The sequence below is a fragment of the Nocardioides sp. genome, assembly GCF_004803405.1.
GTDB lineage: Bacteria > Actinomycetota > Actinomycetes > Propionibacteriales > Nocardioidaceae > Nocardioides > Nocardioides vastitatis.
In genome coordinates this window covers 1-14997 of record NZ_SSXI01000333.1, presented here as the reverse complement: position 1 = coordinate 14997, position 14997 = coordinate 1, and the positions used below count along the sequence as shown (strand labels likewise).

General features: G+C 69.2%; 17 protein-coding genes. 9 read left to right on the top strand and 8 right to left on the bottom strand.

The genetic code is table 11. The features are described from left to right. The first annotated feature begins 163 nt into the window (after window positions 1-163). Window positions 164-1042, top strand: a complete 879-nt coding sequence (locus E7Z54_RS22645; RefSeq protein ID WP_136436990.1) for an LLM class flavin-dependent oxidoreductase — start codon at window positions 164-166, stop codon at window positions 1040-1042. A gap of 8 nt (window positions 1043-1050) precedes the next feature. Here E7Z54_RS22645 and E7Z54_RS22640 read toward each other — a convergent pair whose 3' ends face one another. Further along, complete coding sequence (locus E7Z54_RS22640; protein WP_136436989.1) at window positions 1051-1893, bottom strand: aldo/keto reductase; 843 nt, start codon at window positions 1891-1893, stop codon at window positions 1051-1053. 44 nt (window positions 1894-1937) lie between these two features. Then, a complete protein-coding gene (locus tag E7Z54_RS22635) occupies window positions 1938-3404 on the bottom strand; it encodes a serine hydrolase domain-containing protein (RefSeq protein ID WP_136436988.1) in 1467 nt (488 codons plus the stop codon). Window positions 3405-3708: 304 nt separating this feature from the next. On the opposite strand from E7Z54_RS22635, the gene ribA reads away from it, so the two are divergent. From ribA to E7Z54_RS22620, 3 genes are all read left to right on the top strand, one after another. Continuing rightward, window positions 3709-4314, top strand: a complete 606-nt coding sequence (gene ribA / locus E7Z54_RS22630; RefSeq protein WP_276606259.1) for a GTP cyclohydrolase II — start codon at window positions 3709-3711, stop codon at window positions 4312-4314. A 130-nt stretch (window positions 4315-4444) separates the two neighbouring features. Then, the gene (locus E7Z54_RS22625; RefSeq protein ID WP_240769855.1) at window positions 4445-5488 is read left to right on the top strand and encodes a zinc-dependent alcohol dehydrogenase family protein; all 1044 of its coding nucleotides are present in this window, start codon (window positions 4445-4447) and stop codon (window positions 5486-5488) included. Between the two features lie 91 nt (window positions 5489-5579). After that, window positions 5580-5951 (top strand): hypothetical protein, encoded by a 372-nt coding sequence (locus E7Z54_RS22620; RefSeq protein ID WP_136436986.1) that lies wholly within the window; start codon window positions 5580-5582, stop codon window positions 5949-5951. A gap of 91 nt (window positions 5952-6042) precedes the next feature. On the opposite strand, the gene E7Z54_RS22615 is transcribed toward E7Z54_RS22620, so the two are convergent. Continuing rightward, complete coding sequence (locus E7Z54_RS22615; RefSeq protein WP_136436985.1) at window positions 6043-6579, bottom strand: DUF1990 family protein; 537 nt, start codon at window positions 6577-6579, stop codon at window positions 6043-6045. A 176-nt stretch (window positions 6580-6755) separates the two neighbouring features. Between E7Z54_RS22615 and E7Z54_RS22610 the strand changes: the two genes are divergently transcribed. Together E7Z54_RS22610 and E7Z54_RS22605 are read left to right on the top strand one after the other, a co-directional pair. Beyond that, window positions 6756-7229 carry an RNA polymerase sigma factor gene (locus tag E7Z54_RS22610; protein WP_240769854.1) on the top strand — a complete coding sequence of 158 codons (474 nt, stop codon included), beginning with the start codon at window positions 6756-6758 and terminating at the stop codon, window positions 7227-7229. Next, window positions 7226-7936 carry a hypothetical protein gene (locus E7Z54_RS22605; protein WP_136436984.1) on the top strand — a complete coding sequence of 237 codons (711 nt, stop codon included), beginning with the start codon at window positions 7226-7228 and terminating at the stop codon, window positions 7934-7936. The genes E7Z54_RS22610 and E7Z54_RS22605 overlap by 4 nt, the downstream gene beginning before the upstream one ends. Window positions 7937-8024: 88 nt before the next feature. Here E7Z54_RS22605 and E7Z54_RS22600 read toward each other — a convergent pair whose 3' ends face one another. Continuing rightward, window positions 8025-9224 carry an MFS transporter gene (locus E7Z54_RS22600; protein WP_168798468.1) on the bottom strand — a complete coding sequence of 400 codons (1200 nt, stop codon included), beginning with the start codon at window positions 9222-9224 and terminating at the stop codon, window positions 8025-8027. A gap of 31 nt (window positions 9225-9255) precedes the next feature. Here E7Z54_RS22600 and E7Z54_RS22595 point away from each other — a divergent pair, with 31 nt between their 5' ends. Beyond that, on the top strand, window positions 9256-10317 hold the full coding sequence (locus E7Z54_RS22595; protein ID WP_136436982.1) for a LacI family DNA-binding transcriptional regulator: 1062 nt from the start codon (window positions 9256-9258) through the stop codon (window positions 10315-10317). A 156-nt stretch (window positions 10318-10473) separates the two neighbouring features. Here E7Z54_RS22595 and E7Z54_RS22590 read toward each other — a convergent pair whose 3' ends face one another. Further along, window positions 10474-11343, bottom strand: a complete 870-nt coding sequence (locus E7Z54_RS22590; protein WP_136436981.1) for a hypothetical protein — start codon at window positions 11341-11343, stop codon at window positions 10474-10476. A gap of 267 nt (window positions 11344-11610) precedes the next feature. Here E7Z54_RS22590 and E7Z54_RS22585 point away from each other — a divergent pair, with 267 nt between their 5' ends. Then, complete coding sequence (locus E7Z54_RS22585; protein WP_136436980.1) at window positions 11611-12048, top strand: DUF6196 family protein; 438 nt, start codon at window positions 11611-11613, stop codon at window positions 12046-12048. 284 nt (window positions 12049-12332) lie between these two features. Here the strand turns inward: E7Z54_RS22585 and E7Z54_RS22580 are convergent, their stop codons facing one another. Further along, on the bottom strand, window positions 12333-12743 hold the full coding sequence (locus E7Z54_RS22580) for a hydrogenase (RefSeq protein ID WP_136436979.1): 411 nt from the start codon (window positions 12741-12743) through the stop codon (window positions 12333-12335). Window positions 12744-12840: 97 nt separating this feature from the next. Further along, entirely contained in the window at window positions 12841-13605 is a 765-nt protein-coding gene (locus tag E7Z54_RS22575) for a maleylpyruvate isomerase family mycothiol-dependent enzyme (RefSeq protein ID WP_136436978.1), read from the bottom strand. Between the two features lie 106 nt (window positions 13606-13711). Between E7Z54_RS22575 and E7Z54_RS22570 the strand changes: the two genes are divergently transcribed. Beyond that, window positions 13712-14269, top strand: coding sequence for a TetR/AcrR family transcriptional regulator (locus E7Z54_RS22570; protein ID WP_136436977.1), 558 nt, complete (start codon window positions 13712-13714; stop codon window positions 14267-14269). 195 nt (window positions 14270-14464) lie between these two features. Here E7Z54_RS22570 and E7Z54_RS22565 read toward each other — a convergent pair whose 3' ends face one another. Beyond that, on the bottom strand, window positions 14465-14956 hold the full coding sequence (locus tag E7Z54_RS22565) for a hypothetical protein (protein ID WP_136436976.1): 492 nt from the start codon (window positions 14954-14956) through the stop codon (window positions 14465-14467). Window positions 14957-14997 lie beyond the last annotated feature (41 nt).

The following is a 14997-nucleotide window of genomic DNA, read 5'->3' as shown; positions in this document are numbered from 1 at the left end:
GGAGGATGCGCTCCATGGCGTTCGGAGGCCGAGGGACAACGGTTCCTCGACCAAGTGGTGCACCAACTGCTGGCCGAGGTCGGACTCATGCCCGGTGAGCGCTCAGTGCGGCCGGTCTGGTCCTTCGCTCGCCCCTGACCAGAACGCAGGCCCATAATGGGGGATGGGCGAGCAGCTGGTGGCCCGTCGGGTGGCCGCGTACGTCGTGCAGGACGCGCCATTCCCGGCGTTGCGCGAGCGCTGGCAGCGCGCCGAGGAACTCGGCTTCGACGCCATCTACCTGGCCGACCACACCGGGGACTACCGGAACCTGGACGGCCACTGGTTCGAGGCCTGGACGACGCTCGCGGCGATGGCGGCGGGCACCACGCGCGCTCGCATCGGCCCCCTTGTCGCCAATCCGGTGCTGCGGCCGCCTGCGGTCGTGGCCAAGGCTGCCGTCACTGTCGACCACCTCTCCGGCGGCCGCCTCGACCTCGGTGTCGGGACCGGCATCGCTGGCTTCGACCACGCCGCGGTCGGCGTGCCGTACTGGGATCTGCGCGAGCGGCTGACGAGGTTCACCGCGTACGTCGAGGCGCTGGACGGCCTCCTCCGGTGCCGTGACCGCTCCTTCCAACGCCTGGGAGGCCACGTGCAGACCCTCCACGCTCCGTGCGCGCCGGCGCCGGTCCAGCAGCCTCGGCCGCCCATCGTGCTGGGGGGCCAGTCGCGATCCGTGCGCCGGCTGGCGGCGCGCGTGGCCGACGGGTGGAACACCCACGGTGGGTTCGGGCTGTCCTACGCCCAGATCCTGGAGGACACCGGCAACCAGAACCGCGTCATGGACGAGGACTGTCGCTCGGTCGGCCGCGACCCCGCCGACGTACGTCGAAGTGTGCTCCTCTTCGAGGCGCTCGATCCGTGGCTGACCGGCGTCGACCCCTCGGACGTCGCCAGGGACTTCGGCAGCGCCGGCGTCCAGGACTTCGTGCTCTTCTGGCCGTCCGTCGATCGTGAGGACGAGGTGGCCGACGTCCGGTCACGACTGCGCTCGGGCTAGAGGGCGCGCTACATCTCCTCGTGGGTGTCCGGGTCTCCTCCGAACAGCCGGCCGTCGGGTCGGCTGAGCCCAGTGATCGCGGTCATGTCGCGCTCGTCCAGCTCGAACCCGAAGACGTCGAGGTTCAGCCGCTGGCGTTCCGGTGTCGCGGACTTGGGAAGCGGAAGGGTGCCGAGCTGCACATGCCAGCGCAGGATCACCTGCGCCGGGGTCACGTCGTGGGCCTCCGCCGCCCGGACCACGGCTGGCTGGTCGAAGGGGGCGCTGCGTTTGCCCAGCGGGCTCCACGCCTCGGTCAGGATCCCCAGGTCGGAGTGCACAGCGCGCATCTCGCCCTGGGCGAAGTAGGGGTGCATCTCGATCTGGTTCACAGCAGGCGTGACGCCGGTGTCGTCGATGATGTCGCGGAGGTGCTTCTCGGTGAAGTTGCTGACGCCGATCGACCTGACCAGGCCGCGCTCCCGCAGGTCCACCAGGGCACGCCACGCCTCGCCGTACCTGCCGACACTGGGGTTGGGCCAGTGGATCAGGCACAGGTCCAGATAGTCCATGCGGAGTCGACGCAGGGAGTCCTCGACGGACTCGGTGGCCAGGGCCGCGGCGTGGTGCCGGCCGGGGATCTTCGTCGTGACCTGGACGTCCTCACGGGAGATCCCTGCGCTGCGGACGGCCCTGCCGACCTCTTCCTCGTTGCCGTAGTTCACGGCCGTGTCCAGCAGTCGGTAGCCGACCTCCAGAGCGGAGACGATCGCCGCGACGGCGTCCTCACCCCGGAGCGGGTAGGTGCCGAACCCGATCGAGGGCAGCGAGCTCCCGTCGTTGAGCCGGTACCGCGGAACGTCTGTGGTCATGTCGAAAAAACTACGGCGATCCTGGTCACCCCGGCGGATCTCCTTCAACCGGCCGTCCCGGGAGGTGCTGGCTGCGGTGAGCGCGGGCGGCGCAGGGTCTGCAGTCGTCCGCCGTCCAGGGGTACGCCGCGCCAGGCGGCCTCGGCGGTCCGGGAGGGCAGCGAGCAGGCGATGTCGAGGCGGTGCGGTGACTCGAGGAAGATCAGCTCGACACGGAGCGTGTGGTCGTCCAGCCATCCGCCGGAGGCGGCCACGGGTACGACGTCCCCGTGCCGGTCGCGCGGCTCTGACACCAGCCAGTCGGCGGCGCCGACGGCGAAGGTGAGCGCGTTGTCCCGTTCGGTGACGGTGACCTTCCACCCGGGCCCCGCTGGGGCCAGTCGCACGGAGGTGAGAGCCGATGCGGGCAGGCCGGCTGCGTCGGCGACCGGGAACGGCTCCTCGGTCCAGGCCTTCCAGTCGGGCGGGGACGGCCGGGCAGCGCAGGGCGGCAGCCGGAGGCTGCGCAGCCGCCGGGCGAGCTGCTCCTCGGTGGCGTTGTTGGGGCTGCTCGTGTCGAGACCGGGGAGGAGACGCTGCCAGAGGTGGTTCAGCACCGCCTGCATCGCCTCGGTCCCTCCGGTCATCGCCACCACGGCGTCCTGCTCGGGAAGCACCACGCAGAACTGGCCGAACGCACCGTCGCCGCGGTAGCCGTGGCGGGACATCCAGAACTGGTACCCGTAGCCCTGTCGCCAGTCGATGTTGTCCTGCCCGGGCGAGCTGTCGACGTGCCGCGACGTCGCCAGCGCGACGTACTCCTCGGAGAGCACCTGCCGGTCCTGCCAGCGACCGCGCTGGAGGTAGAGCTGGCCGAGCTTCGCGACGTCCTCGGTGCGCGCGAAGAGGCCGCTGAAGCCGAGCTCGCGTCCCGGCGGCCAGCTCTGCCAGCCCACCTCGTCGATCCCGAGCGGGTCGAGGAGCCGCGGCCGCAGATACGCCGTGAGCGGCATGCCGGCGAGCCGTTGGACCACCGCGGCGATCGCGTACGTGCAGGGCTGGCTGTAGGAGAACAGGGTGCCCGGCTCCGCATCTGGAGGGATCAACAGGAAGCCGCGGACCGGCTCCTGAGGGTCGCGGGTGACCGCATCGTGGAGCATGTCGCGGCCGTGTCCGCTGGCCATCGCCGCGAGGTGCCGCACCGTGATGGCCCTGCTCCGCGGATCGGTGATCTCGGCGTCGAGCTCCGGAAAGTACGAGATCACCGTGTCATCGAGTCCGCAGAGACCGTCGGCCACCGCGAGCCCCAGCGCGGTCGAGGTGAAGCTCTTGCTCAACGAGTAGAGCAGCCGGGGCCGCTCCGGTGTGTGCGGGGCCCACCAGCCCTCGGCGACGACGTGTCCGTGCCGGAGCACCATCATGCTGTGCAGCTCGATGGACGGATCGGTGTCGATCGCGTCGATGAAGTCCAGGACGGCGGCGGGGTCGACCTGCTGCTCGACGGGCGTGCTGCGGGGGAGGTCGGCGGCCATGGCGTCAGCCTAGGTACCTGGCGCTGAGGATTCGGTCGTGTCGACGACTCTGACGGCATCGCGACCACCGGGGTCCTGCGAGCAGCGCGGTCCCGGGTCGATGCCGCACTGCCCCAGAAGGCCAGCCGGACACGCATCCGTTCGTCGTTGAGCCGATGAGACTTGGCCGCGTGTTCGCCGAGTTCGCCGCGTTTCCTGGGGTTACCTCCGTATTCTCGGCCCGACAGTTCGGATTCAAATCTCGGGAGACGCTATGACAGGAGCTGTACAGACAGAGCCAGTGCCCGGCGCGAGGCCGGCGACGGTGCGGACGCGGGTCGAGATCCCGCTGCGGTTTCCGGACGGGTACTCCGTCCTCGCCGACGCGGTCACCTTCGTCGACCTAGCAGACGGCGCCGAGCACGTGGCACTGTTGCTGGGGGACCCGGAAGCCACCGAGGTGCCGTTGGTCCGGATGCATTCGGAGTGCCTCACCGGGGATGTGTTCGGCTCCGCGCGCTGCGACTGCGGACCTCAGTTGCGCGAAGCGGTCGAGCGCATCGCCGGTGTCGGGGGCGTCCTTGTGTACCTACGCCAGGAGGGCCGGGGGATCGGGCTGTACAACAAGCTGGATGCCTACGCCCTGCAGGACCAGGGCCAGGACACCTATGAGGCGAACCGGTCACTCGGGTTCCCCGACGATGTTCGTGACTACACCGCGGCGGCGCAGATACTCGCGGCCCTGGGCTTCACACAGGTCGATCTGCTGACCAACAACCCCGACAAGGTCACCCAGCTGCGTGACCTCGGTGTGGCAGTACGAACGACGGTGCCGACAGGCGTGTTCGCCACCGAGACCAACCTGCGGTACCTGAACGCCAAGGTGGAGCACACCGGCCACACCATTGCGGTCGTGACACCCGTGGACTGACCGCCGGACTGTGACACGCCGGGTAGCGCTACGAGCTGTGGCGCTGCCCGGCGGCAACAGCAGGGGGTCGTCCGGTGGACGCAGTCGTTCTCTCGGTACCCGTACCTCGGCACAAGATGAGGACGACATGATGGGCAGGGTGAAGGCCGTCATCTATCAGGAGTACGGCGCCCTGCCGGAGCTCGTCGACCTGCCCGAGCCGGAGTGTCCGGAGGACGGGGTGGTCATCGCGGTGGGAGCCACCGGGATCTGCCGGTCGGACTGGCACGCCTGGAAGGGCCATGATCCTGTGGCGCTGCCGCATGTCCCAGGCCACGAGCTGGCCGGGGTCGTGGCCGGGGTCGGGTCCGGCGTACGCCACTGGAAGTCCGGCGACCGCGTGACAGTGCCCTTTGTGTGCGGCTGTGGTCGGTGCGCCTGGTGTGGGGCGGGGGAGGCGCAGGTCTGCCCCGCCCAGACCCAGCCGGGGTTCACCGGTCAGGGCTCGTTCGCCGAACGGGTGGCCATCCATGCGGCCGACACCAATCTGGTCCGGCTGCCCGAGTCGGTGGACTTCGTCACCGCGGCGTCCTTGGGCTGCCGGTTCGCGACCGCCTTCCGGGCCGTGGTGACCCACGGCCGGATCGGCCCGGGTGACTGGCTCGCCGTACACGGCTGTGGCGGGGTCGGGCTCTCTGCCGTGATGATCGGGGCGGCGCTCGGCGGCCGAGTGGTCGCCGTGGACGTGACCTCGGCCGCTCTCGAACGCGCCACGTCGATGGGAGCCGAGGCGGTTGTCGACGCGCGCAGCACCCCGGACGTGGCAGCGGCGGTCCGGGACCTCACCGGCGGCGGCGCGCACGTGTCAGTCGACGCGTTCGGGTCCCCCGAGCTGGCGGTGGCCTCCGTGCGCAGCCTGCGTCGGCGCGGCCGCCACGTGCAGGCCGGGCTGCTGCTCGGACCGGCGTCCACGCCGCCGCTCCCGATGGACCTGGTGGTGTCCCAGGAGCTGGAGATCTACGGCGCGCACGGCATGCCCGCCCGCGGCTACCCCGCGATGCTCAGCATGATCGAGGAGGGGACGCTGCGACCCGGCGACCTGGTCGGGCAGGTCATCGGACTCGAAGACGCCGGCGCGGCACTGGCCGCCATGGACCGCCCCTCAGTCGCGGGGATGACCGTCGTCCGTCTGTGAAAGGAAGTCAAGCGAGTGGGCAGTGGTCGGGCGGTACGGTTTCCGGGTGTTCCGTCGACGTAGATCGTCGCGACCGCCGGAGCATTGGTCTGTGCCCCTCGTAGAGCAGATCCTGTCGGCAGCGGCCGCGAGATCCGCCGGGGACGTGACGATGCGAGACGGGCGGGCCGTCGTTGATCGCGCTGTGTGGTTCTGTGCGTGCGAGATTGAGGAAGACGCCGACGCGCCGACGTGGCTGATCTACGACACCTCCGACGGCGGATTCGGCTGGTGCAGGGTGCCGCACCACGCCAATGAGTCTGATCTTGTGGACGCGCAAGTGATCTTCGGTGACCACGTCCACCCAAACCAGGTACTGGACTGGCTGCAGGGCGCGGACACCGCCCAGTTCGACCTCGGAAGTGCCGACCAAGCGAACCTCCAGGACTTGGGACGCAGGATCCGCGAACTCCAGACGGACTGACGTGCGCCGCCCGGATTCGGGCACGATCCAGCCTGCCCGACGGCAGCACCTGGCTACCGACTGCGCTCGATCCGTTGCAGGTCCGGAGCTTTCATCCAGAAGAGTCGAGGGCGCGGAGGTATCTCCCGGTCATGAGCTGCTGAGCCTTGCGGCTGAGCGCTCCGCCGAGCCTGGCCAGTCTCGTTGCCGGCCGGGAGAAGGCGGAGATGGTCAACTCGATGCTGCCGTCGTCGTGATGTCGGAGCAGGAAGCATTCCTCGCCGGCCTCGGGGTGGCCCGGGAGAGTGCCATAGGCGAAGCCGCGGAGACCGGGTTCGTCGACGACATAGACGACTCGACACGGAAGCCGCAGTGACGCCGGTCCTGCGCCGAGTCGCATGAGCACCACCGTGTTGGCTCGAAGCGGTGCGTCCGATACCCACACTCGAAGGCCCGCTCGTTCATGTAACCGCCACATGAACAGTTCCTCGGTGACTGCTGCGAAGTCACGCCGCGCCAAGGTGGCGGAACGCTCGAACCAGGCGAATCCCGGAGGCGGTCCAGAGGCAGTCTGGCCGACAGGTCCGTACGTATACGCCGCGGAACGCAACCGGGCTGCCGGAACCTCATCGAGATGCTGCACTGCCATGGAGAGATCATCGCGGAGCCCGGCCCACGAGGGCGCTTCCCACGTCGTTCGTTCCTACGACTCACGGTCGGAAGTGGCCAAGGCCGAGCGGTTCGCGGCAGCTCCGGTCACTCGTCTGGTGACACGCGGGGCGACCCCAGGTGCAACGCTGGACCTCCGTCGAACGACGTAGAGGTGTGACCGACTTGGAACTGGGCGACTCGGAGACGCCGGTGCTCGAGGAGACCTACCGCGAACTGCGGCTGCCGCTGCTCAGGCTGGCGTTCCTGCTCACGGGATCACGCGAGACGGCCGAAGACATCGTGCAGAGTGCCTTCGCCTCGGCGCAGCCACGCTGGCACCGGATCGACGATCCGCCGGCCTACCTGCGCCGCAGCGTGGTCAACCTCGCCAGGGACGGTCAGCGTCAGGAGTTCCGCCGGCGCCGGCTGCTTCGGCGGGAGCCGGAGCCCGTCACGGCGATCCCGGAGATCGACGAGACCTGGGCCCTGGTGCGGCAACTGCCGGCCACCCAGCGTGCCGTCGTGGTCCTGCACTACTACCAGGACCTGCCGCTCGTGGAGATCGGTCACCTGCTCGACCGACCCGCGAGCACCGTGCGCTCCGACCTGCGCCGCGCGCTCACTCGACTACGGAAGGCCCTGCCATGACCACGCACCTCGACCACGAACACCAGCTGGAGCAGCGACTGCGTCGCACTCTGGCGGCCGTCGCCGCGACGGTGCACGAGGGTCCGACCGAAGAAACGGTGTCGGTCCCTCGCCTCCGGCGTCGCCGGGGGCTGCTGGTGGGCGTCGGCGTGACGATCGCCGCCATCCCGCTGGTCGCGGCCGCGGTGGTGCGGTTCGGCCCGGAGTACGTGGACCGGATCCCGCCGGAGAACCCGATCATCAGCGGCACCATCGACGGCGAACGCTATTGGGTCGTGGACGGCCGGGAGACTTCGGACTGCGTGGGCTCGCCGTCCGGCATAGAGCTGATCGCCGAGGAGAACAACCTCGTCGGCCAGGAGTGGAACACCAGCGTCGTCTTCTTCGGCCCACCCACCAAGGATGGTTGCGCACCGCGAGGCGAGGTCGCTCCACCCGCGTACACCTACGACTCTGACGGCGGCGTAGTGGCCGGAGACGGGATGCTGTGGATGGGCGCCCTTCACCCGGACGTCGACCAGGTGCGGGTCACCCTCGCCGGAGGCGAGCCGTTCGACGCCAAGACGTTCGAACACGAGGGCGGCACGTACTACGTGCTCGAGGTGCCGCCGGGCATTTCCACCTTCACTGTTGAGTACCTGGTCGACGGTGAGGTCGTAGAGCCGCTCGACGGGGAGAACGACGAGCATGTGGTGCCCGCCGACTAGGGCACTGACGGCCTCCCCAGGATCGGTTCGCGGTGCTAGGCGGACCGCGTGATCCCTCAGGCAACTTTCAGCGCTGCTGCAGGCAGGACTACGGCAAGAAGCGTTTGGGCGTCGGACACAAGGGCGTCGAGGTCCGGCAGTGCGCGGCTAGGGATCGGTGGAGCGCGACGAGACATGCGGCCGAGAGGACCAGCAGGATCGGTACGAGGATGAGCGCGGACTTCAACGATGTTGCGTCCGCGAGAACTCCGACCGTCAGTGGCGCGAAGAGGACTGCGCCGGCAGATGCGGCGACCACCCGGCCGCTCACCTTCCCGGCCTGTTCGGGTGCAACAGCGACTGCTGCGGCTACCGCCATCGGGAACAGGTTGCCGATCCCCATGCCGAGGAGCGCCAGTCCGGGGGCCGACTGCGCCGGCTCGACCGACAGCCAGACGACCGCGAACCCGGCGGCCGTCGCCGCGAGCGCCCAGCCGAGCAGCCGTGTCGGATCGTGACGCGCCGCGAGGCGGCTGCCGAGGACTCGCCCGGCCAGGAACCCGCCGAAGTAGCAGGCCATCAGTGAGATGGCGGTGTCCGCGGATACCTGGGTGCTTTCCTGGACGAGCGTGGCGCCCCATGCGGTGACCGACCATTCCACGGCGGTCGTGCAGACCACGATGGCCGCCGCGACCCAGAAGGACGCGGGCAGTCGGAGACGATCCCCCTGCGACCCACGCGGAGGTGGTGATGCGGCGATCGACAGCTTCCGGCCGTGCCACCATGTCAACGCCGGAACGGCGAGCGAAGCAAGGAGCGGAGCTCGCCAGTTCGCTCCGAGTTCAGAGGTCAGTGCCAGCATCCCGACCAGCGAGAGGTAGCCGCAACTGGCCGCCACGTTGGCCTCGGCCAGCGCGACTGTCCGCAGCTCGCCATGATGATCGGCCAGCGCGGCCTGGATCGTCGCGAGCACCAACCCGCCACCGAGGCCCATGACGAGCACCGAGCCCATGGTGACACCGGTGGTGCGGCCGAGCGTCAGTCCGATCGCGCCAGCGCCCATGAGCGCAGCTGAAGACCACAGCAGTGGGCCTCGCCCGAGGCCGCGTTCGAGTCTTGCGGACAGCACGCCCGCGAGTGTGCTGCCGGCCGCGAATGCGGTGACGTAGAGCCCGCCCGTCCCATAGCTCAGCTCGAGCTCGCGGCGAAGATGCGGGACGACGAGGCCGGGCGCCGCCTGAAGGTAGGCGAACCAGCCGAGGACGACGTACGCCGTCCAGGTGAGTGGATCGCGGGAGAAGCCGGCCACGTGTGTAAGGTTACACAGGTACGCTCGAACCATGCCGTCACATGCCGGTTCGAAGCGTCCGACGCTCGCGGAGGTGGCCGAGACCGCCGGTGTCTCCTTGATGACCGCGTCGTACACCTACAGCCGTCCGGGCCGGGTGTCCGACCGTGCCCGGGCCAAGGTTCTGGCCGCGGCCAACGAGCTCGGGTACGGCGGTCCCGACCCGAGGGCCCGATCGCTGCGGCGCGGGAGCACGCTCACCCTGGGTGTCGTCCTGGGGGAGCACCTGACGTACGCCTTCGACGATCCGGGAGCGGTGACCTTCCTGGCCGGGATCGCCGAGGTCTGCGCCGAGCATGGGTACGGCATGACCATCCTGCCGATCACCGGGGCTGCCGAGGACGTCACCCGGATCACGGACGCAGCGGTCGACGGCTTCATCGTCTGGACGACGTCCGACGACGACCCCGCGGTGGGAGCTATCCGTGCGACGCGGCGACCGGCGGTGATCCACGGCGGGCCGACTGTGGCCGGACTGGCGCTGGTGACCATCGACAACCAGGCGGCGGCTCGCGCCGTCGGAACCCGCGCGTTCGCCGCGGCCCGGCATCCTGCCGTCCTGAGCCAGCCGCTCGGCCGGGACCGGGTCAGCAGCGTCAGCCGCGGACCCGACATCGACAACGTCCTGTTCCCGGTGACGCGCGCACGACTGGCGGGATACCGGCAGGCCGCGGAAGACGTCGGCTTCGCGTGGGACGACGTGGTGGTCGCCGTCTGCTCCCGCAACGACACGACCGAGGCCGAACGGATTACCCGGGACCTGCTCGCGGCCCCACAGCCACCGGATGCCATCGCCGCCATGAGCGACCAGTTGGCGGTCGGAGTGGTTTACGCGGCGCGACTGGTGGGCCGCGCCATCCCAGACGATCTCGCGGTGACGGGGTGGAACGACCTCGCCGTCGCCGAGCAACTGGATCTGACCACCGTCGCCCAGTCCCTACGCGACCAAGGAGCCTCCTGCGCCCGCGTTGCGCTCGGTCGCGAAGACCCGACTCCCGCACCGTGGTCCGTCGTCGCGAGGGGCAGCACGCGTTCCGAGCTTCCTGGCCGGTAGACAACGCAGCGGCGCTCCCAACACCGGGCTCACAACCTGGGCCGCGGTTGCGTTCGTCGACAACCGGAAGCGTTGTGATCGCGGGGGCCGGCCTTCCCTCGGTGCGCCAACAGCGGCGGTTAGACGCAGGTCGAGATCAACGCATGGTCTGTCTACTCAACCGCTGAAACCCACATGCACGTGGTCGCTGTGCGTGGGGTCGGAGAAGTACTGCCGTCCGTCGAGGTCCAGGTCGTCGGGGCCGCCCACCTGATCGGCGCCGGTGCCCGCCGCAATCCGCATCACCTGACGCACTGGCCCGGCCGCGGCGGGGTCGACGACAAGCCGGCCGTCGATGGTCCCGATGTCGTAGGCGAGTCCGTCGGGATGGTTGCTGCGCCGGTCGGTGCCGAAAACATGCACCGGGTGGGCCGAGATGAGCACGCTGATACCTATCCGGTGCCGTCTCGCCACCGTCAGCATGGATCGGAGCACCGCGTCCGAGACCAGCCCCGCCGCGACGTCGATGCGACCGGCCCAGGGCAAGGTGATCCGGTCATTGCTCAGCACTCGACGGATCAACGGCCCCGGATCCTGCAGGGGCGGCGATGCCGTGGGGGCGATGATCTGATCTGTCCGCCACCCGTCTCGGGTCTTACTGATCCGCACGTCGTAGGTCGTGCCGCCGCCGTTCGCGAAGTCCGCTTCGACCAGGATGCTCGCCTTGGGCGGCAGGTACCCGAAGTACTGCGTGTACGTCACCCGCCGTACGTCGGGCAGCGCCTCGATCGCGCGTGCGGCGGTGCGCTTCGCAGCGCCGTCGATCTCGGTGGGGTACGGCCGGTAGCGGGTGGCGCGCGGCTCGCGCGGTCTGGTGGTCTCGGTCGGGCTGCCATCGGGGGTGGACGTGGATCCGCGTTCCATCGGCGCCGGAGCGGGCACGGGGGCATCGTGGGGATTCGACGTCGAGCAGCCCGTCAGGCTGGCGAGGGCCACCATCAGGAGCATCGCGGCGACCGCCACCCGAGCACCCGCCTCCGATCCCATGCTCGAAGCGTAGGTGCGTGGGTTGGTTGTGGTTGGGAATGGCGTGGCCACGTAGCGACTCTCGTTCTGCACGGGGCAGACGTCGCCAAGCGACCGCCTACGGGATGTCGGACGGACAAGCCCGATCGCGGCAGATGCCGGTCCGCGGCCCACCCGACGTGCACGAGCGCTGGTAAGACGCACCTCAGCGCCTGCCCGGCGCGTCCGTTCGAGGAACGGCACGAGCGCGACGGGAATCTCAGGATGGCGCCCGGCGGTTGACGTTCCATGGTCACCATCAGCCACGAGACGCCAGAGGAAACTCGCCTGCGGCTGCGCCGAGTGCTGGCAGAGGCCACCCTCGACGTACTGCCTGGGCGGTGGTCGTATCACGAGCACCCCGCAGGGGCGGTTCCGCAGCCTTCCGTCGACGCGCTGGCGCTGGTGCGTGACGAGGAGTGCTGGTCGATCCTCGAGCCGTCGCGCGGTGGTGAGGCGGAGGTCTTCGGTGCCTTCTCCATCCACTTTCCAACCGCAGACGACAACAGCGGCTTCGTGGGCTGGCTTGCCGGAGAACTCAAGGACCGCTTCGGGACCGGGGTGGCCGTGCTCTGCGGCTACAACTCCGCGCAGGGCGGCATCTACGACTACTGGCTGGTCCCCGCACCGCTCTTGGACGAGGCCGTCGCGCACGTGCGGAGTCTGGCCGCCGCCGGCCGTCAATAGGCACGCGGGTCTGCTGCGTCATGCAAGACGCGGCGTGCGACAACCGCCGTCACAAGCGGATCGATTCCGCTTGCCCCGAGCAGTCCGAATTCGGGACTGTCATTCGTGGCCCGCTGTCACACCCGACCGCCGGGATCGCAAGGCGTCCTTCGCGGCGGAAAGACGCGCCCACGAAGTGCCGCGCTCGATGCACGTTAGCAAGCTTGTGTCCTTTGGAGACCCCAACCCGTGGCCTGCCCGATTAGGGTTCCATTGGGGCCCGGTCGTCGCAGCGACCTTCACGCCTAGGCCACCAGACCGATGAAGATGATCGTCACCGCGATCAGATCCGTGATGCCGACGCCGATGAGCATCGTGGACACGATCTTCTCGTGGACCGGCTTTCCAGTGCGGCACCCAGAACTGATCGGCGTGACCTTGCCGGTGCCCCAGATGCCCGCCAGCAGGGTGGCGCCCCAGTTGGCCCAAGTTCCGTACAGCAGGGTCCAGAAGGCAATTTGTAGCCACGTCTCGCCGAGCTCGAGGCGACCCCAGATCAGCCCGGCGAGGATGAGGAACATGCCGTTTTGGGTGCCTTCGAGGTGACTGGTTAGGCCCAACCTCGGGATGGGCAGCTTCGGGATCACCAAGCCACTGACGAGACCGGCGAAGAAGAGCGCCACGCCAAGTGCCAGAAGTGCATCATCCAGTCTCATTGAGGTCGTTCCTCCCAAGTTGTTCGATCGGCGCCGGCCCTGTCTGGCGTCGCGACAAGGGCCCCGATGCCGACATTCGTCGGAGAGCCCGTTGGGCTCAGAACAGGACCCGCACCCCGAGCAAGCCGTCCCCGTCGGCACGACCCGAGAGCACTCGACAGAACTCCACCGCGTCCAGCTCGAGCCGCTCACCTTCGTCGCCCTGGGCGAAGGCGCCGCCGGCGGGCCCAGTGAGGGTGAGTTCGAAAGGCTGCCCGTGCCGCCCGGCCCACTCGGCGACCACGTCGGCAACGATCGCGCCGTCGGTCTCGGGGTCGAGGGGTAGGTCTCGTCCGGTGGCCCGGGCGATGTCGACCCGGTGCGTCCACACATCCCGGGTGATGATCACGTCCACCAGATGTCCCAGGGTGTCCCGCGAGGGCATCCCGGCCGCGGTCGACCCGCCGGCGGCAACCGACCCGCTGATCCGGCGGAACGCCGCAGGGATCCGCATCCGACCACGGACAGAGGGGGCGGCTGCGGCCCGCAGGGCCGCCACTCGCTCGGCCGGCGCCAGCGTCCGGTGGTCCTCGATCTGGAGCGCATTGATGGCGTCCAGTGGGTTGCCGTCGAACTCCCGACGATGCCGAAACCCCCACATCTGCTGGCGGACCTGCTCCCGCACCGACGCATAGCTCTTCGCGGAGCCGAGCAGGTGGCCCACCATGTCCGCGACCGTCCACCCCGGGCAATCCGTCGGCGCATCCCACTCGTCGACGCTCAGCTGATCGAGGAGCGCGAGGAGCTGGTCGAATGCCGCGGTCGCCAGTCGTTCCGCGGCGCCGCCACGGGTGATCCGCGGGATGGTGTCGATGGTGGTCACGGGAGCCTCTTAGTCGCGCAGAAGTCCTAACAAAGTTAGGATGGGCCACGCCTGAACTCGCGTCAAGACCGGTCCGAACAAAGTTAGGATTTCGGGAGGAGGAACCATGCCGAGCAAGACCACGACCCGTCGCCGGGTCACACGCGAGCAGATCCTGGAGGCCGGCTGGGAGCTGGCCCGCGCGCGGGGGCTGACCGGCTGGACGATGCGGGAACTGGCGACAGCGGTCGGAATCCGCGCCCCCTCCCTCTACGCCCACTTTGCGAGCAAGCACGAGATCTACGACGCGATGTTCGCGGACGGCTACCGGGCCTTCATCGCTCGTGCCGATGCCGTCGAACTGCCGAGCGATCCGCGCGAGGCGGCCAGGGCCGCGGCGCGCACCTTTGTCGAGTTCGCGGTGGCGGATCCGGCACGGCTCAACCTGCTCTTCCTGCGGGTGATACCCGGCTTCTCCCCGACGGCCGCGTCGTACGCGCTGGCCGAGGAGGTCTACGCGCGCGGCGTCGAGATCCTCGCCCAGGCGGGCCTGACCGAGCCCGGCCAGGTCGATCTATGGACCGCGGTCCTGTCCGGACTGGCCACCCAGCAGGTCAGCAACGACCCCGGCGGCGACCGGTGGGTCCGGCTGGTCGACCCCGCGGTGGACCTGCTGCTCGGCTGAACTACACCAGGAACACGTGCCCGACCTCGACCGGCGGTTTACTCTCGCGGACGGGGTGCTTGCGGGCCAGGCTCGCGAGATGCGGAGTGCCGGCTGAGTCGCACGCGGCGGAATGACGCGCCCTACCGGAACGCCCTCAACGCGGCATCAGAGTGCGGATGCAGCAGTCTGTCGCGTGCCGAGAGACAGAAACTGTCAATGGGAGGCATTAGTCGGCGAGCGGCGAATCCACGGCGTCGCGCACGCCGCAGAGACCCCAGCGAAGCCACCGATGACGCCCGGAAACCTCCAGGGGTTCGGCGACGGAGAGGTCCAGCCGATCAGGAACAGCGTCACCGCGACCGTCAGAGCCACCACCAGCCCAGTCGTAGTCGCGGCTAAGCCCACGGGCACGCGGCGCATGAACCGAAGGGTCAAGCCAGCAACGGATCCGCTAACACCACCGAGGAATCCACCCATGAGCATGCCGGAGAGCGAGATCAGAACCGCGGACTCATGCCACATCGGATCGACGCCGCTCAGCAGCACCGCTAGCACGGCGCCACTGGTTGCGCCGGCTAGGAGACCGGCGAACTGGCCGCGGAAGATCTCCCAGCCCAGGCTGTTCACGACACGTCCAACCACAGAGAATGCCTCGGCGTCACGGTGCAACCGCTCATCCGCTGCACCGCGCACGCCGGGCAGCATGACCGGACGTGTCGATTAGTGCGTAGGCCCTTCGACATCCA